This is a genomic window from Candidatus Neomarinimicrobiota bacterium, assembly GCA_018651745.1.
GTDB lineage: Bacteria > Fidelibacterota > Marinisomatia > Marinisomatales > TCS55 > JAAZYX01.
This window is the reverse complement of record JABIDL010000010.1, coordinates 74,488-97,150: the sequence shown is the minus strand read 5'-3', so window position 1 is coordinate 97,150 and position 22,663 is coordinate 74,488. Positions and strand designations below refer to the sequence as shown.

At 39.9% G+C, this 22,663-nt stretch carries 21 protein-coding genes and 1 pseudogene; 15 read left to right on the top strand and 7 right to left on the bottom strand.

The window, feature by feature from the left end; genetic code table 11:
• The first annotated feature begins 50 nt into the window (after positions 1-50).
• From HOD97_01545 to HOD97_01520, 6 genes and pseudogenes are all read left to right on the top strand, one after another.
• Positions 51-427 (top strand): annotated as a pseudogene (locus tag HOD97_01545) (GxxExxY protein).
• A 91-nt stretch (positions 428-518) separates the two neighbouring features.
• Entirely contained in the window at positions 519-1,715 is a 1,197-nt protein-coding gene (locus HOD97_01540) for an isocitrate/isopropylmalate dehydrogenase family protein (protein MBT4280293.1), read from the top strand.
• A 91-nt stretch (positions 1,716-1,806) separates the two neighbouring features.
• Positions 1,807-3,243, top strand: a complete 1,437-nt coding sequence (locus tag HOD97_01535; protein MBT4280292.1) for an MmgE/PrpD family protein — start codon at positions 1,807-1,809, stop codon at positions 3,241-3,243.
• A 12-nt stretch (positions 3,244-3,255) separates the two neighbouring features.
• On the top strand, positions 3,256-4,428 hold the full coding sequence (locus tag HOD97_01530) for an acyl-CoA dehydrogenase (GenBank protein MBT4280291.1): 1,173 nt from the start codon (positions 3,256-3,258) through the stop codon (positions 4,426-4,428).
• A gap of 73 nt (positions 4,429-4,501) precedes the next feature.
• Positions 4,502-4,789 (top strand): plasmid maintenance system killer protein, encoded by a 288-nt coding sequence (locus HOD97_01525; GenBank protein ID MBT4280290.1) that lies wholly within the window; start codon positions 4,502-4,504, stop codon positions 4,787-4,789.
• Between the two features lie 20 nt (positions 4,790-4,809).
• Positions 4,810-5,112 carry a HigA family addiction module antidote protein gene (locus HOD97_01520; GenBank protein MBT4280289.1) on the top strand — a complete coding sequence of 101 codons (303 nt, stop codon included), beginning with the start codon at positions 4,810-4,812 and terminating at the stop codon, positions 5,110-5,112.
• A gap of 47 nt (positions 5,113-5,159) precedes the next feature.
• Here HOD97_01520 and HOD97_01515 read toward each other — a convergent pair whose 3' ends face one another.
• Positions 5,160-5,543, bottom strand: a complete 384-nt coding sequence (locus tag HOD97_01515; GenBank protein MBT4280288.1) for a hypothetical protein — start codon at positions 5,541-5,543, stop codon at positions 5,160-5,162.
• A 1-nt stretch (position 5,544) separates the two neighbouring features.
• Complete coding sequence (locus HOD97_01510; GenBank protein MBT4280287.1) at positions 5,545-5,832, bottom strand: DUF3303 family protein; 288 nt, start codon at positions 5,830-5,832, stop codon at positions 5,545-5,547.
• 185 nt (positions 5,833-6,017) lie between these two features.
• Here HOD97_01510 and HOD97_01505 point away from each other — a divergent pair, with 185 nt between their 5' ends.
• Genes HOD97_01505 through HOD97_01495 form a run of 3 tightly spaced genes read left to right on the top strand, consistent with a single transcriptional unit; the run spans position 6,018 to position 8,579 of the window.
• Positions 6,018-6,461 (top strand): DUF1761 domain-containing protein, encoded by a 444-nt coding sequence (locus HOD97_01505; protein ID MBT4280286.1) that lies wholly within the window; start codon positions 6,018-6,020, stop codon positions 6,459-6,461.
• Complete coding sequence (locus HOD97_01500) at positions 6,458-7,408, top strand: N(4)-(beta-N-acetylglucosaminyl)-L-asparaginase (protein ID MBT4280285.1); 951 nt, start codon at positions 6,458-6,460, stop codon at positions 7,406-7,408. The genes HOD97_01505 and HOD97_01500 overlap by 4 nt, the downstream gene beginning before the upstream one ends.
• A gap of 4 nt (positions 7,409-7,412) precedes the next feature.
• A complete protein-coding gene (locus tag HOD97_01495) occupies positions 7,413-8,579 on the top strand; it encodes a cation transporter (protein MBT4280284.1) in 1,167 nt (388 codons plus the stop codon).
• A 13-nt stretch (positions 8,580-8,592) separates the two neighbouring features.
• Here HOD97_01495 and HOD97_01490 read toward each other — a convergent pair whose 3' ends face one another.
• The 3 genes from HOD97_01490 to HOD97_01480 are packed head-to-tail and all read right to left on the bottom strand — an operon-like array spanning position 8,593 to position 11,581.
• Positions 8,593-9,357, bottom strand: coding sequence for a biotin--[acetyl-CoA-carboxylase] ligase (locus tag HOD97_01490; GenBank protein ID MBT4280283.1), 765 nt, complete (start codon positions 9,355-9,357; stop codon positions 8,593-8,595).
• 2 nt (positions 9,358-9,359) lie between these two features.
• Complete coding sequence (locus tag HOD97_01485; protein MBT4280282.1) at positions 9,360-10,847, bottom strand: methylmalonyl-CoA mutase; 1,488 nt, start codon at positions 10,845-10,847, stop codon at positions 9,360-9,362.
• Complete coding sequence (locus HOD97_01480; protein ID MBT4280281.1) at positions 10,847-11,581, bottom strand: DnaJ domain-containing protein; 735 nt, start codon at positions 11,579-11,581, stop codon at positions 10,847-10,849. Before HOD97_01480 ends, HOD97_01485 begins: the two co-directional genes overlap by 1 nt.
• A gap of 105 nt (positions 11,582-11,686) precedes the next feature.
• Between HOD97_01480 and HOD97_01475 the strand changes: the two genes are divergently transcribed.
• The 3 genes from HOD97_01475 (at position 11,687) to HOD97_01465 (ending at position 13,058) form a co-directional block, all read left to right on the top strand.
• Positions 11,687-12,235 (top strand): hypothetical protein, encoded by a 549-nt coding sequence (locus HOD97_01475; GenBank protein ID MBT4280280.1) that lies wholly within the window; start codon positions 11,687-11,689, stop codon positions 12,233-12,235.
• A gap of 81 nt (positions 12,236-12,316) precedes the next feature.
• Positions 12,317-12,721, top strand: a complete 405-nt coding sequence (locus HOD97_01470; protein MBT4280279.1) for a hypothetical protein — start codon at positions 12,317-12,319, stop codon at positions 12,719-12,721.
• A gap of 13 nt (positions 12,722-12,734) precedes the next feature.
• The gene (locus HOD97_01465) at positions 12,735-13,058 is read left to right on the top strand and encodes a DUF3467 domain-containing protein (GenBank protein MBT4280278.1); all 324 of its coding nucleotides are present in this window, start codon (positions 12,735-12,737) and stop codon (positions 13,056-13,058) included.
• A gap of 40 nt (positions 13,059-13,098) precedes the next feature.
• Here HOD97_01465 and HOD97_01460 read toward each other — a convergent pair whose 3' ends face one another.
• Positions 13,099-17,118: a TonB-dependent receptor gene (locus HOD97_01460; protein MBT4280277.1), complete on the bottom strand. Its 4,020-nt coding sequence runs from the start codon at positions 17,116-17,118 to the stop codon at positions 13,099-13,101.
• Positions 17,119-17,194: 76 nt separating this feature from the next.
• Positions 17,195-18,940: a T9SS type A sorting domain-containing protein gene (locus HOD97_01455; GenBank protein ID MBT4280276.1), complete on the bottom strand. Its 1,746-nt coding sequence runs from the start codon at positions 18,938-18,940 to the stop codon at positions 17,195-17,197.
• A 325-nt stretch (positions 18,941-19,265) separates the two neighbouring features.
• Between HOD97_01455 and HOD97_01450 the strand changes: the two genes are divergently transcribed.
• The 3 genes from HOD97_01450 (at position 19,266) to HOD97_01440 (ending at position 22,589) form a co-directional block, all read left to right on the top strand.
• Positions 19,266-20,762 (top strand): DASS family sodium-coupled anion symporter, encoded by a 1,497-nt coding sequence (locus HOD97_01450; protein ID MBT4280275.1) that lies wholly within the window; start codon positions 19,266-19,268, stop codon positions 20,760-20,762.
• Positions 20,763-20,853: 91 nt separating this feature from the next.
• Positions 20,854-21,624 carry an electron transfer flavoprotein subunit beta/FixA family protein gene (locus tag HOD97_01445; GenBank protein MBT4280274.1) on the top strand — a complete coding sequence of 257 codons (771 nt, stop codon included), beginning with the start codon at positions 20,854-20,856 and terminating at the stop codon, positions 21,622-21,624.
• Entirely contained in the window at positions 21,624-22,589 is a 966-nt protein-coding gene (locus HOD97_01440) for an electron transfer flavoprotein subunit alpha/FixB family protein (protein ID MBT4280273.1), read from the top strand. Before HOD97_01445 ends, HOD97_01440 begins: the two co-directional genes overlap by 1 nt.
• Positions 22,590-22,663 lie beyond the last annotated feature (74 nt).

The following is a 22,663-nucleotide window of genomic DNA, read 5'->3' as shown; positions in this document are numbered from 1 at the left end:
TCACAACGAACAAAACGAAACAAACGAATTTGGTTATTGAAATATAAACAATGAAAATATTACATAAAAATTTATCAGATTTAATCATTAAAACTGCCATTGAAGTTCAAAAGGAATTAGGGATTGGTTTTCTTGAAAAAGTGTATGAAAATTCGTTGATTATTGCTTTAAAATCCATTGGACTTAAAATGGAACAACAAAAGTTAATCAATGTGTTTTTTCGGAGTGAAAATGTTGGTGAGTATTTTGCAGATATAGTTGTAGAGAATAAAATTATTTTAGAATTAAAAGCAGTGGAAACACTTCATCCCAATCATTATGCTCAATTAGTCAATTACTTGAAAGCATCAGATTACGAAGTTGGTATGTAATAAATTTTGGTAAAATACCTATTCAATTTAAACGGCTGTCAGTACTAAATAAATAAAATTTCAAATAATATCATGAAATCAATCAATGATAGATGCTCTTAATTGTTTCGTTATATTCGTTTAATTCGTTGTTAATAAGGAGAAAAAATGGCAAATAGAACAATCGTAAAAATGCCCGGAGACGGTATCGGTAAAGTTGTATTAGAAGAAACATTACGCGTCTTGGATTCGGCTGGATTTGAAGCTGACTATGTTGAAGGAGATATCGGCTGGGAATTTTGGAAAACAGAAGGAAATCCCTTGCCACAAAGAACCCTTGATTTGCTTGAAGAACATAAAATCGCTCTATTTGGTGCTATTACATCCAAACCCAAGGATGAAGCGTTTGATGAACTCTCATCTGATTTACAGGAAAAAGGATTGGTGTATTCCAGTCCGATTGTGGGTTTGCGTCAACATTTTGGACTGGACATCTGTTTGCGCCCGTGTCGGACGTATACTGGAAATCCGTTGAATTTCATACGCAGAGGTGTTGGAGATGTAATTGATGAGCCAGAAGTGGATGTAGCAATATTTCGCCAGAATACGGAAGGGTTATATGGCGGAGTAGAGTGGAGTGACCCACCACCGCAGGTATATGATGCACTCATGACTCATCCTAAATTTCAACAGAATTTCGGTGACTCACCCAAAGAGGAAATTTCTGTATCAACGAGGATATTCACTAAAAATGCCACAGAAAGAATTTTGCGGGCTGCGTTTGAACATGCTAAAAAATACAGCTATAAATCTGTCACTGTTTGTGAAAAACCTAATGTTATCAGAGAAACGTCTGGAATGATGTATAAAATGGCACAGGAAATTCAAAAAGCAGATTTTTCCGATATCGCACTTTGGAATACAAACATTGATGCTCAAATGATGTGGCTGACTAAAAATCCGGAAAATTACGGTGTGATTGTTGCCGGGAATATGTTTGGCGATATTGTTTCTGATGGTTTTGCGGGACTTATTGGTGGGCTTGGTTTTGCCTGCAGTGCCCAATACAATCCTGAAACAGGTGTGGGTGTGTTTGAGCCAACCCATGGAAGTGCACCGAAATATGCGGATTATCCTGTTTCGATAGTTAATCCAATTGCCATGGTTGAATCCGCCTGCATGATGCTGGACTTCATTGATGAACAGGACATTGCATCAAAAATCCGGAAAGCAGTTGCCGATGTTGTAGCCGAAGGAAAAATCAGAACATATGATATGGCAAAAATGCGGGGGAAGGCTGATGTGGTTGAAAATGGCGCTGCATCAACATCACAAATGGCTAACGCAATCATCGAAAAACTTTGATTAACAACGAAATAAACGAAAAACACGAATTAAAAGAAAAGAAAACACCTTTTCGCTTGATTAGTAAAATTCATTGTAAATAAGGATAAAAATGGATAAATCAATTGCAAGACAAATTTCTGAATTTGCCGTTAACCTGAAATACGAGGATTTACCGGAAAATGTCATTTTTGAGGTAAAACGGTATCTTTACGATTCATTGGGTTGTGCCTTTGGTAGCATGAAAACACACGATGTAAATGTGATTCTGGACATATATCGGGAAATGGGCGGTTCATCAGAATCCAAAGTAATCGGTTTTGGCGATGAATTACCAGCGGTGAATACTGCCTTGATCAATTCGCTCATGATTCGTGCCCTGGATTTCAACGATATTTATTGGAAAGACGACCCCAGCCATCCCAGTGATATAATCCCGGCCGCATTGAGTACTGCAGAAAAAGTGGATTCATCTATGAAGGATGTGATAGTTGCTATCGTTCTGGCATACGAATTCGAGCAAAGACTATGTTTATTTGCAAAACCCGGTGTTCGTGAACGGAAATGGCATCATGCGACTTTGACCCAATTTGTATCGCCCATAGTTGCAGGGAAAATTCTTGAGCTGACGGTTGATCAAATGGTAAATGCCATCGGTATCAGCGGATGTCATAATCATACCATCGGCTGTCCTACAGCCGGGAAATTGACCATGATGAAAAATACAGTGGATCCCATGGCGGTACAAAGCGGTGTATTTGCAGCACTTATGGCACAAAAAGGGTATTCCGGAACGGAGAAAGTATTTGAAGGAAAAGAAGGATTCATGGATGCATTCATCGGGTGGAATGCGAAAGATGAATTATTAAACCCGACGGATATGGAAGGACGTGATGGCATTTCATCTTGGGGATGGGATGTTGAAGCATTAGTGGGAAATCTGGGGAAAGATTATAAAATCTTGGAATGCGGTATGAAAGCATTCCCCACGGAAGCCCTAACTCATACGCACATTTCCTGTGCCTTGAATGCCATGATCAACAATGATTTGATTTACACAGACATTAAAGAAGTCAAAGTAACTGCTTTTGCTCAAGCATATGATATTTTGTTTGATCCTACAAAATACCGTCCTGAATCAAGAGAAACAGCAGATCATTCGCTGCCTTATTGTATGGCAGCAGCAATTGTTGATAAAAAAATCACTACCGATTCTTTTTCTGATGAGAAATTAAACGATCCAAAAATCTTTGAAGTAATAGATAAAATCAAGGGCGAACCTTCACAGGAATTCGAAAAAATGTTTCCGGAAAAGCAGCCATCAAGGGTTGTGATTACTACAAACGACGGAAATGAATATTCCGAATACCTTGAATATCCCAAAGGGGATCCTCGAGAACCCATGACTATGGATGATTTGGAAAATAAATTTAATTCTCTTTCCGGAGATAAATTCAATGAAAATGAATTAACAGCTCTCAAAGAATTGATTTTTAATTGTGAGAATTTTACTGTCCGGGATTTTATGTCACAACTTGTGGTTAATTAGAAAGGAAAATTTATGAAAAAATTAGGACCCGATTTTTATAACATTACAGATCTGCTGTTAGAAGAAGAATTGCTGATTCAGCAAACAGCTTACGATTTCGTCCAAACGGAATTCATGCCCGTTATAAATGAACATTATGAGAATTCAACCTTTCCCATGGAACTGGTCTCCAAGCTCGGCGAACTGGGCTTTATGGGTTCATCTCTGCCGGAAGAAAGTGGTGGCGCCGGTGTGAGCAATGTGGCATACGGACTCATCCTTCACGAATTAGAAAGAGGAGATTCAGGACTTCGTTCTTTTGCCAGCGTGCAAGGTGCATTAGTTATGTATCCCATCCACGCCTATGGTTCGGATGAACAAAAAGCCAAGTGGCTCCCAGGTTTGGGTGCCGGTACAAAAATCGGTTGTTTTGGACTGACAGAACCCAACTTCGGCTCAAACCCAGGTGGCATGTCCACCCGATGTAAACGGGACGGGGACGACTGGATCATCAACGGCAACAAAATGTGGATTACCAATGGATCTGTGGCTGATGTGGCTGTGGTCTGGGCTCGAGATGAAGAAGGCATTGTTCGTGGATTTTTATTAGAAAAAGGAATGGATGGATTTACGTCCAGCGATATCCATGGAAAATTAAGTTTACGTGCGTCTGTCACATCTGAACTTTCAATGGTGAATGTCCGAGTTCCTGATTCTGCAAGGCTTCCAAACATTGAAGGATTGAAAGGGCCATTGGGTTGTTTGACCCAAGCACGCTACGGCATTTCTTGGGGAATGGTTGGCTGTGCTGTGGATTGTTACAATACCGCGTTGGAATATTCTAAAGAGCGGAAACAATTCTCCAAGCCTATCGGCGGATATCAATTGACCCAAGCCAAGTTGGCGGAAATGGTGACGCGAATCACCGAAGCGCAGTTGTTGGTTTATCGACTGGGACGATTGAAAGATGAAGGCACCATGACTTTTCAGCAAGTCTCCATGGCAAAGCGGAACAATTGTGAATTAGCCCGAGATGTTGCCAGTATATCTCGCGGAATATTGGGGGCAAACGGAATTACAGAAGATTACCCCATTATGCGCCACATGGCAAATATTGAATCGGTTTATACTTACGAAGGCACCCACGAAATGCATACCTTAATAATTGGGCAAGCTGAAACGGGAATTGCCGCTTACGATTCTTGATTATAAATTTTTATACCTTATTGATAGAATATATACCTTGTACGGGTATACCTATGCAAGGTAACTTTAGATAATGATTCAGTCCTTTTCAGACAAGAATACGGAAACATTTTTTGTTTTTGGAATCGTCAAGAAAAAAGTTGGATGGAGAAATCTTACTAAAATTGCAAAGCGGAAATTAGATATGATGAATTATGCAAATATTCTTTCTGATTTGAAATCGCCCCCATCCAATCGTTTAGAACTATTAAAAGGGAAATTGAAAGGTTGGTACAGTATCAGAATAAATAATCAATGGCGAATTGTTTTTAAATGGAATTCAATGGGGCCTTTTGATGTGGCAATTATTGATTATCATTAATAAAAAATAGGAGACATGTTATGATTCGAATTCAAAGAAAACCAACATCTGTTGGTGAAATTCTAAAAGATGAATTTTTGGCTCCATTAAATATGAGTCAAAAACAACTGGCTGACCATGTTGGGTGTGATGTTAAAGTGGTTAACCGACTTGTGAATGAGCGCACAGGATTAAGTGCTTTAATGGCTTTAAAATTGGCAGCGACATTTAATACTACAGCAGAATTCTGGCTAAATGCTCAAAAAGCCATGGACTTGTATATTGCAGGAAAAAATCTAAAAAAATTACCAAAAGCTGTCATATTAGATCCGGTAGTAGTTTAAAACCCATGCGAAGGATTTATTATCCTTCGCATGGGTTTTAAATCTCATTAATTTTGGTTATTTAAATAACCGAATTTGCCATACGCCAATTGAAAAATCGCAAAAATGGCAACAGTTGACCAACCAAGAGCGCCAATCTCATCTGACAATTGATTGAGGATACTGACCGCAGCACTAATGCCAAAGCCGATACTTAATGCTTTTGCTACAGCAGTTTTTGCATCGGAGTCGGGTGAATTGCTCAGAAACCATACGATTAGCGCTATCATAATATTGGCAGAGCCAAACCATCTGGCCATATTTACAGATGCTTCCATGGCCTCCTGTGATATACCATAAGGTGTCATGACTGCAATGGGTGCAATGACGAATCCAATGCCAAACAGTCCAGCAACCACTGTATTTATTTTGAAAAGTGTGTTAAGAGTCATTTTATTCACCTTTTGATATTGCATCCAAAGCAGCCTGCATACTCATGACAGGATGAATGTCCGCATCACCCAATTCTAGCATTGGGTCAAAAAATTGTACAATTTGGTCCATAGTATCTGCTTCTATAACCATGTAAAACGCATGGCCGGGTGGGTCCACATAAACCCCATGGACATTTAATCCAATTTCATCTGCGTTTTGAATGGCCTCCATCACTCTCGCTTTTTTATTTTCATCATGTGAATGGCAGGTTTGGTAACTATGCGTAATGGTTGCATGAAATAGCATTTTATTCTCCTTCTGGTTTGGTTATCCCTTCATAGGATAGACTAATGTAGCAATTTCTCAACAAAAAATAAATAGCATTTTGCCCAAATTGTTTTGTTCATAATCGATGAGCGATGTGTTGTAAATACATGGTGTTGCCACGTCTCCATATGATAAATTGCGTCCTATTAATCAAGGAGATCATTATGTATGAACCAACCATTAACTATTTAGCTGTACTTGTTTCGGCCATAATCTTTTTCATCATTGGCGGATTATGGTATTCACCGGTGTTGTTTGCTAATCCGTGGATCAAGGCCATGGGCTTCTCTGATGAAAAGCTGAAAGAGATGAAGGAAAAAGGTCCCGGCGCCAAACCATTTATTATTTCATTTATCGGTGGATTAGTAATGGCTTTTGTCACAGCCCACATTGTTGATTTTATGAAAGTAGTTTTTACAGATTCGGGAATGTCTAATCTTGCTATCGGACTCACAACCGGATTCTGGCTTTGGCTGGGTTATATTGCCACTTATTCACTCAACACCGTTGCATACGAAGATAAATCCTGGCAATTCTATTTCATCAATACAGGCTACCAATTTGTGGGTCTATTAATCATGGGAGCTATTTTAGCAATATGGGTATGAAACGCAGAAATTTCTTAAAAACAGGTGCAATTGGGTTGTTTGCGCCAAAGGCAGTATTTGGTAACACTGAACTCAAAACCAATAAAAATGATCCAATTCTTTTATCCACGTGGGACCACGGTCTCCCGGCCAATGAAGCAGGATTAATTTCTTTTCAAAATGGTGGCAATGCCATGGATGCAGCAGAAGCGGGTGCACGTATTCCCGAAGCGGATCCCAAAAGTACATCCGTCGGTTTTGGCGGTCTTCCCGACGAAAAAGGGAATGTAACCTTAGATGCTTGTGTCATGGATTCTACCGGCAATGCAGGGTCAGTCGCTTTTGTTCAGAATATTAAACATCCTGTATCAGTGGCACGAAAAGTGATGGAAGATACAAAACACGTAATGCTTGTGGGAGAAGGGGCAAGACAATTTGCTGTTTCACAAGGATTTGAAGAAATGAATCTGCTTACGGATGAATCTAAAGCAGCATGGGAAAAGTGGAAAAAGAAACGTCGCGAAATGACACCCCATGAAACACACGATACAATTTCAGTCTTAGCCCAAGATAAAAATGGTGACTTGGCCGGCGCATGCACCACCAGTGGCTGGGCCTATAAAATGCATGGCAGAGTGGGGGACAGTCCTATTATTGGTGCCGGCCTTTTTGTTGATAATGAAATTGGCTGCGCCGCCGCAACAGGATTAGGTGAAGAAGTAATCAAGACGACTGGAAGTTTCTTGGTGGTGGAACTCATGCGGCAAGGTTACGAACCAACGGAAGCATGTGAAGAAGCATTGAAGCGCGTGATAAAAAAACATCATGGCAATCCCGATTTTCAAGTTGCTTATATTGCTATTCGGAAAGACGGCAGGAATGGGTTTGCGTGTCTAAAAAATGGGTTTGATTATGCTTTGGTACAAGGTGGGGATAATAAACTGCATAAAATAAAGGGGATGATTTAAAAACATGTTTGAACGCTTCACACAATATTGGGTGCCCAAGGGAAAAGAACCCGCAGGTGTTTACAGGATAAATATCGGTGTTTTTCAAGGCTGGATTTCAGTCTTAATCAATACCATTCTTTTTGTGCTCAAATTAATGATCGGTGTAATGGCTGGCGCGATCAGTGTCATTGCCGACGCATTCCATACTCTGGCAGATGTCATCGGTTCGCTTGTAGTCATTTGGGGATTTCATGAATCCAAGAAACCGCCGGACCCAACCCATCCTTATGGCTATGGAAGGGCAGAGTATATAGCTACGCTCATTATTGCGGTTTTCTTGGGTGTTGCAGGGATTGAATTTGTTCAAGCATCATTTGAAAGAATCATGGTTCCGACACCTATCAATCCGGAATGGTGGATGATTTACATGATAAGTTTTACGGTAATCATTAAGGAGATCACTGCACGCTATGGAGAATTTTTATCGAAAAAAATTGCTTCCGGAACGCTTCATGCAGATGCGTGGCACCATCGTTCTGATGCACTATCTTCTTTGATTGTGGTATTTGCTTTAATCGCAAGTAAAATGGGTTATCTGTCTTTTGATGGCTGGGCCGGACTGGGTGTTGCAGCATTTATTCTTTGGACCGGATTTCATATTGCAAGAGATGCTGTGGACGACTTGCTTGGCAAACCTCCTACAGAGGACGAATTGGAAACCATTAGGGAAATGGTTGTCCAAGTGGATGGAGTATTAGGTATTCATGATATTACGGTTCACAGTTACGGCCGTGAAAAATTTATTAGTATGCACATTGAAATTGATGCCGATGAACCTCCGGCTCAAGCACATGATATTTCGGAAAAAGTTGAGGATGTCGTTAAGAAAAACCTAAACGTAGAACCTACAGTTCATATGGATCCAATTCATCCTCAACATCCAATTGTTAATGAATTAAGGGATCATTTGAATCACTATTGTGAATCTAATGATCAGATCACCAATGTTCATGATATTCGAGTTGTAGATACACCCGAACACCAAGTTATTCTTTTTGGAATGAATCTCACTTCTAACATTACTCATACTAACTTTATAACATGCGAAAATGAAATCCGAGATTCTGTTAAAAGTAAATTTCCGGAGTTCGAAGTTGAAATAAAGGTGTCGCCCTACCACCGGTACTAATCACAAATTATTCTTAATTCTCGATCGTAATAATTGGAGAAGAGAATTCTGTTTCTGTACCATTTATATTGACAACTGCCGCCCCGGAATTAGTCAGGCCGATAAATTTTCCGCGCATTTTTTCTTTACCATCTCTAAAGGAAATGTTTTTCCCAATATGTCCACAAAATTGGGCCCATTCTTTAATAATTTCTTCATCAGACTTAAAAAGATATTCCTCAAGAAAATTAAGACTTTCTGCCATTACCCGTTCGCGCTGAAAGATCATACCGGATTCTATGGACATGGATGTTGAAGATTCGGATAATTCTGTTTGCAAATCTTCAACTTTTTCATTCACATTTAATCCAATGCCGATTACCAAAGCGGATGGGTTTGACGCTCGGAATTTTGTTTCGCATAAAATTCCACTTACTTTTTTTTGATGGATCAAAATATCATTGGGCCATTTGAGATTCGACTGTATTCCAAAAAACTGTAACGTTTTTGCAATTGCAATCCCCGCAGAAAGTGAAAATAGCGAAGAATATGGTATTTCATTTGGCTTTAGGACTACGGAAAATGTCAAACTGTTATTCGGGCTTGAAACCCACGAGTTTTTTCCTCTTCCTTTTCCCCTGGTCTGATGATCGGTAATCACCACGATTCCATGTTGAGCGCCGGCATATATTAAATTCCATGCTTCGGAATTGGTGGATTTTAGAATTTGATAATATTCAATTTTCCTTCCGATAACTTGGGTAGAAAGATTGGCTTGAACGAGTTGGGAAAAAGCCACAGTTATATTTGATGTTCGCCGAATATTTCTCTTAATGTATCAGAGATTTCTCCCAATGTGCATTTTTTTCGTACGCATTCAATAATTGAGGGGATGAGATTATCAGTACCTTTTGCGTGTGATCGGAGTTTAGCCAAAGCATTGGAGCATTCTGAAGAATCTCTAGAACTTCTGAATGCAATAAGCCGAGTAATTTGTTTTTCTTCAGCCTTACTGCTGATTTCAAGCAATTCGAAATCAGGTTCCGTGTCGTCCATAAATTTATTCACTCCAACAATCACTTGTTTTTTTGAATCTACATTTTTCTGATATTCATATGCGCTTCGGGCAATTTCATTTTGCACCCATCCGGATTCAATCGCAGAAAGCGCTCCGCCCATTTCATCAATTTCTGTTATGATCGATAGTGCTTCTTTTTCAAGAGTTACAGTAAGTTTTTCAATTATTTCACTTCCGCCAAGTGGATCTGCAAATTGTGTAACTCCGGATTCATGAGCGATTATTTGTTGTGTTCTGAGCGCCAATTTTGCCGATTCATCAGTTGGTAAAGACAACGCCTCATCTCGCGAGTTAGTATGCAGTGATTGTGTTCCGCCCAATACAGCAGAAAGCGCTTGAATGGTAGTACGCACAACATTGTTATCAATTTGTTGTGCCGAGAGGGTAGAGCCACCGGTTTGGGTGTGAAACCGGCACATCATAGCTTTTTCATTTGTTGTATGGAAACGTTCCTTCATGATGGTGGCCCAGAGTTTCCGTGCCGCGCGAAATTTTGCTATCTCAGTTAAGAAATCGTTATGAGCATTAAAAAAGAAAGATAGGCGTTTTCCAAAGGTGTTTACATCCAATCCGCAATTAATAGCAGCCTGGACATATGCGATTCCATTAGCAAAGGTAAAGGCCAATTCCTGCGCCGCGGTGGACCCGGCTTCCCGAATATGGTACCCGGAAATAGAAATAGAATTCCAATTTGGCAGGTGATTAGAACAATAATCAAAAATATCTGTCACCAGCCTCATAGAAACATCCGGTGGATAAATATAGGTTCCACGAGCGATATATTCTTTCAGGATGTCATTTTGGATAGTGCCGCGAAGTTTTGCTTTGTTGATGCCTTTGTTTTCTGCGGCTACAATATAAAAGGCTAATAGAATTGGAGCGGTTGCATTAATGGTCATGGATGTTGAAACTTGGTCTAATGGTATATTTTTTAGCAGGATTTCCATATCTTCAATCGTGGAAATGGGAACGCCAACCCGGCCGACTTCGCCTGTGGCCATGCTATGGTCTGAGTCAAACCCTATTTGTGTGGGCAGATCAAAAGCAACCGATAAACCTGTAACACCTTGCTCTAATAAAAAACGATACCGTCGATTAGATTCTTCCGCAGACGTAAATCCGGCATATTGACGCATGGTCCAGAGGCGGTCTTTATACATATTCGGATAGAGGCCGCGGGTAAAGGGGAATTGCCCCGACTTTTCAGGCATCAGTTAATTCCACGTTCTTTTTTAATCGTTTGGTAGGCTTTATTTACTGATTTGAATTTTTTATCGGCAAGAAGTTTTAATTCTTCTCCCAGATGAGCAACTTTATCGGGATGATATTTTGTTGCCATTTTTCGATAGGCTATTTTCACATCTTTGTCTGTTACTTTTGGATGGATTTCAAGAACGGTGTAAGAGCCATTTACATCTCCGATAAACATTGCTTTGATCGATGCGTAATCCTTTTCATTTATATTTAGATAATTGGATATTTTATTAATAACCTCAATTTCTAAAGGATGAATTTGTCCATCCGCTTTTGAAAGACCGAATAATACATGGATTAATTCTAATCGGCTCGGATGGTCCATGGATCTTTGGATTTGCCGGCAGACATCCCTGAGAGGATAATCCTGTTCCAAAATTTCCTTGAATAACGTCATAAATTCTTGAACTTGCTGAGATGAAAATTGATTTGTGAGGAATTTTTTTACGTAATCCAGTTCTGATTTTAACAGTTTTTTGTCGGCCTTTAACACTGCAGCGAGCAAAACAAGTAAAGATAAAATAAAGTCACCGGGTTTTGTGTTTGGCATTCGGCTTCCCGATTGGTAAGAATAAGATCTATAGGACTTGTTATCCGACATAGATGCAAGTGTATAACCAATAATGCCGCCAAGTGGGCCGCCAAGCGCCCAGCCAAATCCGCCCCAGAGTAGTTTTTTGCTAATTCTCATTTTGTATGCCTTGATTAAATAAAAACGTTATTTTCTTATCATCAATTTGACCATAATTCAGTAAAAGTACACAGGTTACTTTTTATGAGAAAGGTATATTCGAGGATGAAATTGCCTCTTAAAACACGGATAGCACTTCGATTCCACAATGCGAAACGACATCGAAGTCGGTTATCAAAAAAGCTCACAATCACTCAGAATGATCCAGGAATTTCATCTTTGTTAATTGCCATTCCGGAACCGGTAGATCAGCGTCGGGTTGCGTTGGCCTTCATCAATGCGTTAAAAGATTCCATCGGAAAAACGGGGCATATAACACTTCGCATTGTTGGAGATGAAGTTAATAGGAATAACATTGGGATTGATTTAGTGGATGATTTTCGAGGATATTCAAATACTGACATTAATCGATTCGGAATATTGAAATCTTCAGCTTTGAACCGGATTTTATCCAGGAAATTTGATGCTGCAGTAGATTTAAATCCGGATTTTCACCCCGTAACGGCGCAATTGGTTTGTGCATCAAACGCTCATTTGAGGATTGGATTTCAATCAGAAGAAAAAGAATCGTTTTTTAATGTATTTATTGAACGAGACAAAGAAGGTTTTATTGAAATGGGATATTTACGTATTCAAAAATTATTAGGATTATAAACTGAAAAAAACTTAAATAAACCTGTTGACGCGACCTATGCTCCCGATTATATTCTCGTCGAAATTTAGGATGATAAAGGAATGTTAGAAGGAATTATTTGCCCCGTTTGTGAAAAGACTCTCGAAGAGGTTTCTTTGAAGGAATCTTTGAGTTGCAAATCATGCAAGGTAGATCTGCGTGATCGTAAGTTTCTCGATTTTCTCGAATATTTAATGACAAACGGAATTGTTGAAGATCTTGATTTCTTTGATGCAAATGTTTATAGTGAAGATATTGAGCGACTTGAACCTGATGATGAAGAGGATGTGGATCCGGCAGAATTTGAAAAGAGGAAGGATACTTTCAGCCTTTTTGAAAATGAAGTCGTTCAGCAGAAAAGCCGCGAACAGGAGAAGGAAGATAAAGCTATTGATTATGAAGAATTCAAGGGAATTGAGGAAGATTGGGAAGAATTCAATAGCCGTGATTTTAAGAATAGTAAATAGAGGGGAATAACTCGTGACTGATAAGAAAAAAAATATTCAGCAAATCAATATCGAATTAGACGATAAAGTCAGTGGAGGGGAATATTCAAATTTTGTCGTTGTGACGCATTCACCGGCAGAATTAGTTATGGATTTTACACGACTGTTGCCGGGTGTTGCGAAGGCCAAAGTACACTCAAGAATTGTAATGGCTCCGCCGCATGCAAAAGCATTTTTGTTAGCCCTTCAAGACAACCTTCAGAAATTTGAAAAGAAATATGGTGGAATCAAATCACCAGGTCAGGATGGATTTTCGGATTTCGGTGTAAAACCGCCCAAAGAATCTCTACCAAATTAATATTTCACTTAAAATCCCCGCGGAAGTGGGGATTTTTATTTTAAAAACTATTTTGTAATCTAAGAACGATCACTCGCCCTAAGGATGGACCGCCAATAATTTCTGTATGTTTATTATCCAACAGATTTGAAATTGAGAGATTGGCAGTCGCATAATTATTTATTTTGTAACCAATATGTAAATCAAAAATGGTATAAGGTTTTATATCACCAAAATAAATACCGGATGACCATTTAAATCCGTCCACGTATCTAGCATTTAATGATGTGGTAATGGGCCATTTCTGTAGATTGTATTGAAGTTTCATCCCCGCTTTATTACGCGGTGCGTTTATAGGGTCTTTCCCCTTCGTGATTGGATTAAAGAATTCTGTCATACCCAAAAAGGAATATGTAAGATCTAAGTTTAGCCTTGGATTAATAAAATAAACTAAACTCGCGTCCAAGCCCCACATGTCAACTTCGCCATAATTCAAGTAACCCACAACAACGGGTGGCGTAAACCCGGGAGTGGTGTCCATAGCTGTAATCCCTTGAATCCCACCCCGCCAATGATTGAAAGACTCATCATAATCATCCTGGTCGATTATATTATTCTTTTCTAATTCGTCAATTGTATTATTAAGACCATCACCGTCGTAATCTCTTTCCAATATAGATTTTTCTATTACAATGGGAGTAATAAATGTGACCGGACTGACAAAACTGCTAAAATGACTTGTATATATATCTAGAGTTCCGAACAATCTATTGTTCAGTCTTCCTTTATAACCAAATTCCCAAGACCTAACCGTTTCCGGTTCAATCTCCGGTAGATCAATTAGGGTTTGACCATAAAACCCATCAATTCTAGGATCGGTAGAAGGATAAAAGAGGATACTATTGCTCGTATCAATTGGTAAATAAGTAAAGCGATCAATATCATAATAGTAGGGATTGCCTTGGGAATCTCTAGGAAAGTTGTAACCGCCATCAGCACCTCGTGCATACACTTTAAAAATCGAAACACGCGTTACATAAATATCTAAGAATAATGCTTGATTTGAGGGTGTATTAAATGCAGTAGCCCATGTTAATCTAAAATTCTGATTTTCCATTGGACGATAAACAAGACCAATTTTTGGCGAAACTTGCAGTCCGTCAGTTTTACTAAAATCAAATTTCCAATCAAGAGGATTGTAGCCCATTCCTTCACCCTGGTTATTGAACTCAATCATATCTGATAGTCGGTCATGTACATCGAACCGAGTGGCCTGGATAAATTCCCATTTTTTACTAAACTTCCAATTTACCTGGTAATATGCACCTATTTCGTTGACAGTATAACGATTATCCTCAGCCGCCTCATCGATGCCTTCATCAATATTCTCGTCAATTAAACCGTCACCGTCATTGTCAAGTCCATCTGCATAAACAATAAATCTTTGTCCGCCCAACCAGCGCACTCCGGGTTCTACTGTTTCACCAAATTCAAATTCGCCACTTCCATCTGAGTCCAAAAAATCAGGAATACCATTGGAATTTAAATCTGTAAAATCGTCGCTGTCACCGTCATTGTCAAGTCCATCTGCAATCGCCCCAAGAACAGCATCCGTTGAATCTAATAATGCACCTGTTGCAGTCCCGTTATCAGTCGCCCATTTCGAAAAGGCTTCGCCATCTTCATACCATGTATTATCATTAATATCGTGGAAAATATAGGGTGAACCAGATTCTCCAGTACCGTTGTTGTCGCGATTATCAGTATAATTTTTATCGGAAAGAATAGTGCCTCGTGTATCTGGCAAGGTAAGAAAATAATCCAATCCCCATACAAATCGAATATTTCCATCTTTCCACTCATTAACATGTTGTAACTGTGCACTGAATTTTTTTGAGCGATCATAAATAAGAGATCCTGTAGCCAAGTTGCGAGTCGGGTGAGAGGGGTCACCAGAATAACTGGAATTCAGGTAAGTTTGTAGGAAAAAGTTTTTCCATCGAATCCTTGCTTGGTAATAACGATAAACCCACCCATCAGCAAGGTATCGCGCAATCCCCGTAATGTTAATGTTTCTGGCCCAAGCGAATCCATGGGATAAGCTGACGGTTAAATCAGAGTTTGGTTCCCAATCTAGGCGCATGTCATAACGATAATTCCTGACGTTAAAAGTAGGATAATCATTGATACCATCATCATTTGCATCCATATATTTTTGCGGTAAATCTCCATAATTGACTGAAAAATCCATTTCATCAAATTCATCTACTCCAAGTTCCCCTTGGCTAGGCAAGCCATCTCCATCTAAGTCATTGTTATCAAACGAATCGTCCCATTCATCATTATTGTTAAGATCATCGAACGATTCTCCGTCCCAAACTCCATTTCCTTCTCCATAATCTCCTGTGCCGGGTATTCCATCTAATCCATAGTCTAATAAAACTTGATTTCCAAAAATATCTACCCAAATTTCTCCTACATCTGCATCAAATAGACCATTATTATTTAGATCAACGAAAGGTTCGTATGGTACATCAAACGTGTTCCCCATGTCATCTTTAAAGGGACCCCAATCATCATCATTATCCAATCCATCTGACCCCCAATTATCACCAAATTGACCGTTATCATTTGTGTCAAAAATTAGGTTGCCTTCAGAATCATATTTATAATCACCAAAACCAAATTTATGGGTTGATGCATCAGTTCCTTGATAATAGCTACCGAATCTATCAAGCCAAGAAGAACCTATTTCATCTGCTTCGTCTATTTCTCCATCTCCATCATTATCGACACCATCATACCAGGCTTCAGATTCATCATCGATACCTAAATCAATACCTTCATCAATTGCTCCATCGCCATTATTATCGATACCATCAGCATAGGTTTTACCAATTTTATCTGCTGTGACAAACCAAAGCGTTATTCTGTTATCTAAGGTAAAACGATTAAACGCATCAGATGCAGCTTTATCAACCATCTCTTGAGTAATTAAGGGTGAACCAGCTTCACCACCTGCAGTAGCGATCTTGTCTCCCCAAAGGAAACCAACCCAGGATTCATCAGCATCATCCACTTCATTGATCATTTCATAAGTAAACATTTGGTTTCCATTTTCGCCTGGAATTCCACCTCTGTCCAAGCGATCATGTTTTAAATTTGGGCGGCCGATAAATACAGGATCATGCCCTTCCCATTCGTCCTCATTAAAATGAACCCAATCTTTCCCAGCCAAAGCAACGCCTGAAATTTTAAAGCCAAAATTGCCTACCTTATGAGCGGTTCTAAAGGTGATCTTTTTTAATAAGTCAGCATCTGTTTGATCCATCCAACCTCCTTGGATATTGATGCTCGTTCCTTGGGTTCTGATGGGAGAGCTAGTAACAATGTTCAACACACCACTGTGTGCATTTGGACCATAAAGGGCAGAAGAAGGACCTAAAACAACCTCAATTTGTTCAACATCTTCAAAGGATACCGGAATAACATTGTAAGCCGTAAGTCTTAGTGAGGGCACATTGGCCATTCGGCCATCTGTTAGGGTCAGTAGTCGAGAGCTGAATGAAGAATTAAATCCTCTGGCAGTCATATTGTAACTGTCAATTCCGGACTGGGTGAAATCAATGCCTTTAACTCCCTTTAAATAACTGCCAAGATTTGTATTGCTTTCTCGTCGGATCTCTTTTTTGGAAATAACCGAAATTGCTGCCGGAGCATCCTCAACACGTTCTCGTCTCCTTGATGCCGTAACGACGTAAGTTTCCATCTGAATGGCTTCAGGTTCAAGGGTTAATTCAACATTTATGGTCTCTCCATCGCCCAGATCCAATTTATTTTTTAATGTTTGATAACCGATATAAGTAACAATTAAAGTATAATTGCCCGGGTTCACCCTCGAGATTGTAAAGTGTCCGTCGGTATCTGTAGATGCGCCCTGTGACGTTTCTTTTATAATTACATTTGCACCTAATAAAGGATCGCCATTGTTAGCATCGTTTATAGATCCCGAAATGGTGCCTTTTTGCGCCATTGCAATTGTTGTTACCAAGCATATAAAAAATAATCTTCTGATATTCATAGTTTATTAAAAAAGAACAGCCCCGTTTCTTTTAACGAAGCTGTTCTTTTTATTTTGTTGATTTTATTTAGTTTATTTATTTAAGCAACAACATTTTGCCCTGTGCAGTGCGATTATCAGATTTTACTTCATAAAAATACACACCACTTGGGACGCTGTATCCCTGATTGTCTTTACCAGACCATTTTACATCGTATGTACCGGCTACCAGATTGCCTTGATAGAGTGTGGCAACTTCTTCACCAAGGAGTGAATAGATTTTCACTGTTACATCTGAGAATCTATCAAGCGCGAATTTGATTTTGGTAACTGGATTGAATGGATTTGGATAATTACCCAAGAGCTTAAACTCGCTTGCAATAGGCGCATCACGATCCACACTCATAACTCCAGTATATAGGAAATGAGGATTAACTCGTTGAGTAGTATTATCTGGAATACAAACATTGTCAACCTCGTAAATCAATCTGCCATTTGCTGTGGTACCATCTAAGAGCATATCATGATCAGAGTCATTTACATTCACGCTGAAGGCGCCACTTGCTAAAGCACTTGCAAGGCCACCGAGCGATTGTGTTGGTCCAGATGCTGAAATGGCACCCAAATTACTCAAATCAGCGGCGACCGATGCAGTCATTGCGGCACCAACACCTGCACCAATTGTAGGTGCGGCAGCACTATCTGCAGCTGTTGCTGCAAAAGTATAGGCTATTGCAGTTGCTGCAGCGGTAAAAGCGCTATCAAAGTCAAGGGGATTTGCAGTGATAATAGGTGTTGCGACCGCTCCGAACGTACCGGCAGCTGTCAGGAAATTTTTAGTAAAATAATATCCCGTAAATTGCAATGCTTCATCGCCGGAAAATGGAATCCCATCATCACCCATAGGATCGAACAGGTATCCATGATTGGCAGGGAAAACGCCTGTATAGACTGTATCTCCTGTCGCACCTACTGAATCCGTTTTAATACCTGGACCACCAAGCATACCGTAATCTGTTGATACATTTATGGCAGGGTTTAATGAAGCAATATATGGGATAGTTGTTGTATCTACAGAAACAACAGGAACCCCAGTATGTCCGTTAAATTTCCCTTCACTATCTACACCCAAACCACTACTGACGCCGTCGTGTGCTTCCCAATAAACATCAAGCCAACTAAGTTGTGTATGGGCATCATCACTATAGTGAGCCGTTAACATTCCCCAGTTTTCCATCGCAGTACCTGGTCCAAATTGAACACCTAAAGTATCATTAATTAGATCCGCAGGTTGAAATTGAGCAAAAATCCCGGAAAGAGTAATACCCCACCCCATTTTATAGGCTTTAGAATCAGTTGGATCTGTAAAGCCCTGGGTGCTTAACCAAGTTCCAAATTCAGCAACGTTTGGAATAACCGCAGCGGTTGAACAATTAATGGTTGATGTTGTTGGATATGTACTCCCATCATTGATAGTAAATCTTCCATTGTCGTTCATATCAATATTCAGAGCTACACCTGGCGCGGTAGGATCACCGGTTAAAATGTAACCAAAAGCAGCTAATAATTCGGGAGTTACTAAAGGAACTAAAGTAGTTGCAATAGTGTCTCCAACCGAAAAACCTTTTAAAGTGTGCGTGTACATCGGACTTGCTGAGCTTGGCCACGATGCTGTTATGGCGTAAGTAGCAAGTGAGTCGTCAGCACTAGATGAGTCACGAACTTCGTATGTGTAGTGAACAGTTACGTAATTCAAGTCAAAATTCCCTTGAATTGATTCTGCCGGCAATGAAGCAGACAGCACGAGTGCTAGAGTAATACCTGTTAGCAATTGTTTTCTCATGTTGGATTTCCTCCGTTTATGGTTAGTGTTAAGCCTGCGAGCATCTGCAAGCAGGAACGTCTTAGAACTAGTGAAAATAGGTTAAGATACTTGACTTGGACAATCATTTTTTTTAATGGGTCATTTTTAGGTAAAATTATTTCCAGTCCCGTCGCTCAAGCCAACGTTTTATACTCCATAATAGGATTAATGTGCCAAAAATAAATAAGCCATTTGGCAGTACAGTATCAATCATGAAATCCATGGTAAACATAAGTTTTGACATTTTAGGATAAAATTCAAGAAATTCTTTTATGTTTTTAATGCCAATATGCAATTCAAAGCTATGAGAAATAAACTCGGTCTAATCATTGGTATATCAGTTTTTGCTCTGCTTCTTTTGCTTCCTCCACCTCAAGGGATGGATCCAAACGGGATGAGGGCAGCGGCAGTATCTGCATTGATGGCTATTTTTTGGATCACGGAAGCTATCCCAATTTTTGCGACAGCCTTCATTCCAATTGCATTGTTCCCTTTACTCGGAATTCTAAATGCAAAAGATATTGCCGGGGCATATGGGCATCATATTGTCTTACTTATATTAGGTGCATTTTTTGTGGCGAGAGCGATAGAAGCCAATCAATTGCACAAGAGGATTGCACTTGGAACAATTAAATTGATTGGAACCAGTCGTCAGAGAATTGTTCTCAGTTTTATGATAGCAACAGCGTTGCTATCAATGTGGACATCCAATAATTCTACTACCCTTATGATGCTCCCCATTGGGCTTGCAATTATTCAACATGAAAAAACACACGGTTCTTCCGATCCAGGGTTTAGCGCGGGACTCATGTTAGCCATCGCGTATTCAGCAAGTATTGGCGGAACAGGTACGCTGGTTGGGACTCCTCCGAATCTCCAGTTTGTTAGCACAATGAAAGAAATTTTCCCTGATTCTCCGGAAGTCGTCTTTTTGGATTGGATGAAAATTGGCATTCCCTTTGTAATTGTTTTCCTGCCGATTGCTTGGTTTTATCTGATAAAATATTTTCGTATTGAAGGTGGCTTGAGTGGTTCAGACAAAATTATTGATGATGAATACAAAGCGCTTGGTAGAATGTCAACTGCTGAAAAACGTGTCGCACTAATTAGTGTGTTATATGCACTTGGTTTCATTTTTCGCAGGAATCTTATCATAGGCGATATGATCATTCCGGGATGGTCTGATGTCTTGGGTGTTGAATCCTATACAAAGGATGCAACTGTTGCATTTTTGGCTGCTTTCGCTTTATTTATTTTACCAACAGGATCAAAGAAGGGAACCGGTCACAAAAAACGCCTACTGGAATGGAAAGACGCTCAATCTATACCATGGGGAATTCCAATGCTCATCGGTGGAGGGCTTGCTATTGCGTCAGCATTCCGGGAATCAGGATTGGTTTCTTGGATTGGAAATAGTCTCGATTTAACAGGAATACCTATATTTGTGGTTATCCTAATCATAGTTGCTTGTATGGTCTTCCTAACGGAAATCAATTCAAACGCCGCAACTGCTGCTGTCTTTTTACCCATCTTGGCGGGATTATCAAAAGCAGGTGGGTTTCATCCGTTTTTATTAATGGTGCCTGCCACCATTGCTGCATCCTGTGCATTTATGCTTCCATCCGGAACGGGCCCTAATGCTAGCATTCTTGCGAGTGGTCATGTGTCAATCCCAGAAATGGCGAAATGTGGGTTTGGGTTAAATTTTCTAGCTATTGTTGTCATTGTTTTGCTTATATATTTTGTTATAATCCCAGTATTTGGGCTTGCCAATAATGTACCTGTTTGGATGAATTTGTAAATGCTGAGCTCATCTATTATTTAGTTTTCCGAATAGCATATGTTTATTTTTAACCATCGATTTAGGCATTAAAATTCCATGAAAGAGAAAAATGAAAATAGCAGTATTAATTAAACAAGTTCCGGGGTCCGATTCTCCACTTCAGGTAAACGCGGAATCAAATTGGATTGACGAAGGCACAGTTGCTTTCGAAATGAATGAAAGTGATTCATACGCTTTGGAAGAAGCTATGCAAATAAAAGAAAAATCTGGTGGCGGAGAGGTGGTTGCCATTTGCATGGGTCCAGATCGGGTTCAAAAAATAATCCGCGAAGCACTTGCAAAAGGTGCAGACTATGGGATGCATATCAAGGAAGAAGATAATGGAGACTCCGATCCGCTTGTGACAGCTGCATTGCTTTCAGAATCTTTGAAGTCTGAAGATTTTGATCTGGTCTTGTCTGGCCTCCAATCTGATGATCTTGGTTTCGGCCAAATAGGTGTTCTCATTGGTGAAATGTTAGGAATGTCAACGGCGACTTTGGTCATGGCAACCGAAGTTTCAGACGGCAGTATTCGGGTAAAGCGCGAGCTTGAATCCGGTTGGTTTCAGTGGGTAACTCTACCGATTCCAGCAAGTCTTTCGATTCAGTCCGGATTGAACCAGCCACGATATCCTTCACTAAAAGGCATCATGGGAGCGAAGAAGAAGGAAATTAAATTGATTGAAAAATCCGAATTAAACGGGACATCGGCAAAGCAGTCTTTAGCAAATTTCCGCGTGCCTCAAGCATCAAAACAAACTGAAATGATAGAAGGCACAGCGGATCAGGCAGTAGATAGGATAATGGAAGTGCTAAAATCAGAATTGAGGGTTCTATAATGGATATCTTGATTTATCTTGAAAATAACAATGGCAATATCCACAGAATAAGTCTTGAAGCGGTAGCAGCGGGTCAGTCTTTGGCAAAAAAACTCGGTCTCAGTTTTGGCGCTGTTGCGATTGGCGATGGATGCGATTCGCTTGGTGTTGAAGCTTCCAAAATGAATCTCAATGATGTTATTACCATTTCTAATGATCAGTTAAAAATGTACTCTGCGGATGGGTATTCCTCCGCATTAGCTAAAGTTATTGATGCAGAGTCACCACAGATTATCGTAGCCGGACATTCGTATCAGGTACGAGATTTCATGCCTCGCGTGAGTGCAAAACTTGGAATTCCTTTTCTGTCAGATAACATTTCTGTTCGCGAGGAAAGTGGTAGTGCCATTTTTACAAAACAGGTTTTTAATGCCAAACTTATTGCTGATGTAACCTCAATCTCGTCCCAGTATATTGTTAGTTTCCAGTCGGCTGCTTTTTCATTGGACGATGTAACTCCCGGTAGTGCATTAGTCAGGTCAATGGATATTTCTCTTTCAAAAGATGACGTAACAGCATTTTCAGAAAGTCCTTTCCAAGAAGAGGTAGGTGGTCTTGATTTAACCAGTGCAGATATCATTGTTTCCATCGGTCGTGGCATTGGAAAGGAAGAAAATATTCCCATGGCAACCGAACTCGCCAAGGCGATTGGCGGCGAACTGGCTTCATCTCGCCCGGTTGTTGACTCCGGATGGCTTCCGTCTATTCACCAAGTTGGAAGTTCGGGGCAATCTGTTGCACCGAAGGTGTATTTAGCTCTCGGTATTTCCGGCGCCATCCAGCATGTGGTGGGGATGAAAGGATCTAAAAATATCATCGCCATAAATAAAGATACCGATGCACCAATTTTCGAAATTTCTGATTACGGAGTAGTTGGTGATATTTTAGAAATCATTCCGAAGCTAACCAAAGCATTACAAACCTAATCTAAATCGCCTTTGCTATCTAACCTGGAACGAATCATGTTTATTGTGATGGTCCTATTATCGCTAGGACTTTC

Excerpts from the sequence above, each read along its gene's own strand:
- HOD97_01495 (MBT4280284.1), top strand. The coding sequence starts at position 7,413 with ATGTTTGAACGCTTCACACAATATTGGGTGCCCAAGGGAAAAGAACCC.
- HOD97_01505 (MBT4280286.1), top strand. The coding sequence starts at position 6,018 with ATGTATGAACCAACCATTAACTATTTAGCTGTACTTGTTTCGGCCATA.
- HOD97_01455 (MBT4280276.1), bottom strand. The coding sequence starts at position 18,940 with ATGAGAAAACAATTGCTAACAGGTATTACTCTAGCACTCGTGCTGTCT.
- HOD97_01525 (MBT4280290.1), top strand. The coding sequence starts at position 4,502 with ATGATTCAGTCCTTTTCAGACAAGAATACGGAAACATTTTTTGTTTTT.
- HOD97_01460 (MBT4280277.1), bottom strand. The coding sequence starts at position 17,118 with ATGAATATCAGAAGATTATTTTTTATATGCTTGGTAACAACAATTGCA.
- HOD97_01445 (MBT4280274.1), top strand. The coding sequence starts at position 20,854 with ATGAAAATAGCAGTATTAATTAAACAAGTTCCGGGGTCCGATTCTCCA.
- HOD97_01500 (MBT4280285.1), top strand. The coding sequence starts at position 6,458 with ATGAAACGCAGAAATTTCTTAAAAACAGGTGCAATTGGGTTGTTTGCG.
- HOD97_01440 (MBT4280273.1), top strand. The coding sequence starts at position 21,624 with ATGGATATCTTGATTTATCTTGAAAATAACAATGGCAATATCCACAGA.
- HOD97_01510 (MBT4280287.1), bottom strand. The coding sequence starts at position 5,832 with ATGCTATTTCATGCAACCATTACGCATAGTTACCAAACCTGCCATTCA.
- HOD97_01540 (MBT4280293.1), top strand. The coding sequence starts at position 519 with ATGGCAAATAGAACAATCGTAAAAATGCCCGGAGACGGTATCGGTAAA.
- HOD97_01535 (MBT4280292.1), top strand. The coding sequence starts at position 1,807 with ATGGATAAATCAATTGCAAGACAAATTTCTGAATTTGCCGTTAACCTG.
- HOD97_01450 (MBT4280275.1), top strand. The coding sequence starts at position 19,266 with ATGAGAAATAAACTCGGTCTAATCATTGGTATATCAGTTTTTGCTCTG.
- HOD97_01475 (MBT4280280.1), top strand. The coding sequence starts at position 11,687 with ATGAAATTGCCTCTTAAAACACGGATAGCACTTCGATTCCACAATGCG.
- HOD97_01530 (MBT4280291.1), top strand. The coding sequence starts at position 3,256 with ATGAAAAAATTAGGACCCGATTTTTATAACATTACAGATCTGCTGTTA.
- HOD97_01470 (MBT4280279.1), top strand. The coding sequence starts at position 12,317 with ATGTTAGAAGGAATTATTTGCCCCGTTTGTGAAAAGACTCTCGAAGAG.
- HOD97_01485 (MBT4280282.1), bottom strand. The coding sequence starts at position 10,847 with ATGCCTGAAAAGTCGGGGCAATTCCCCTTTACCCGCGGCCTCTATCCG.
- HOD97_01515 (MBT4280288.1), bottom strand. The coding sequence starts at position 5,543 with ATGACTCTTAACACACTTTTCAAAATAAATACAGTGGTTGCTGGACTG.
- HOD97_01480 (MBT4280281.1), bottom strand. The coding sequence starts at position 11,581 with ATGAGAATTAGCAAAAAACTACTCTGGGGCGGATTTGGCTGGGCGCTT.
- HOD97_01520 (MBT4280289.1), top strand. The coding sequence starts at position 4,810 with ATGATTCGAATTCAAAGAAAACCAACATCTGTTGGTGAAATTCTAAAA.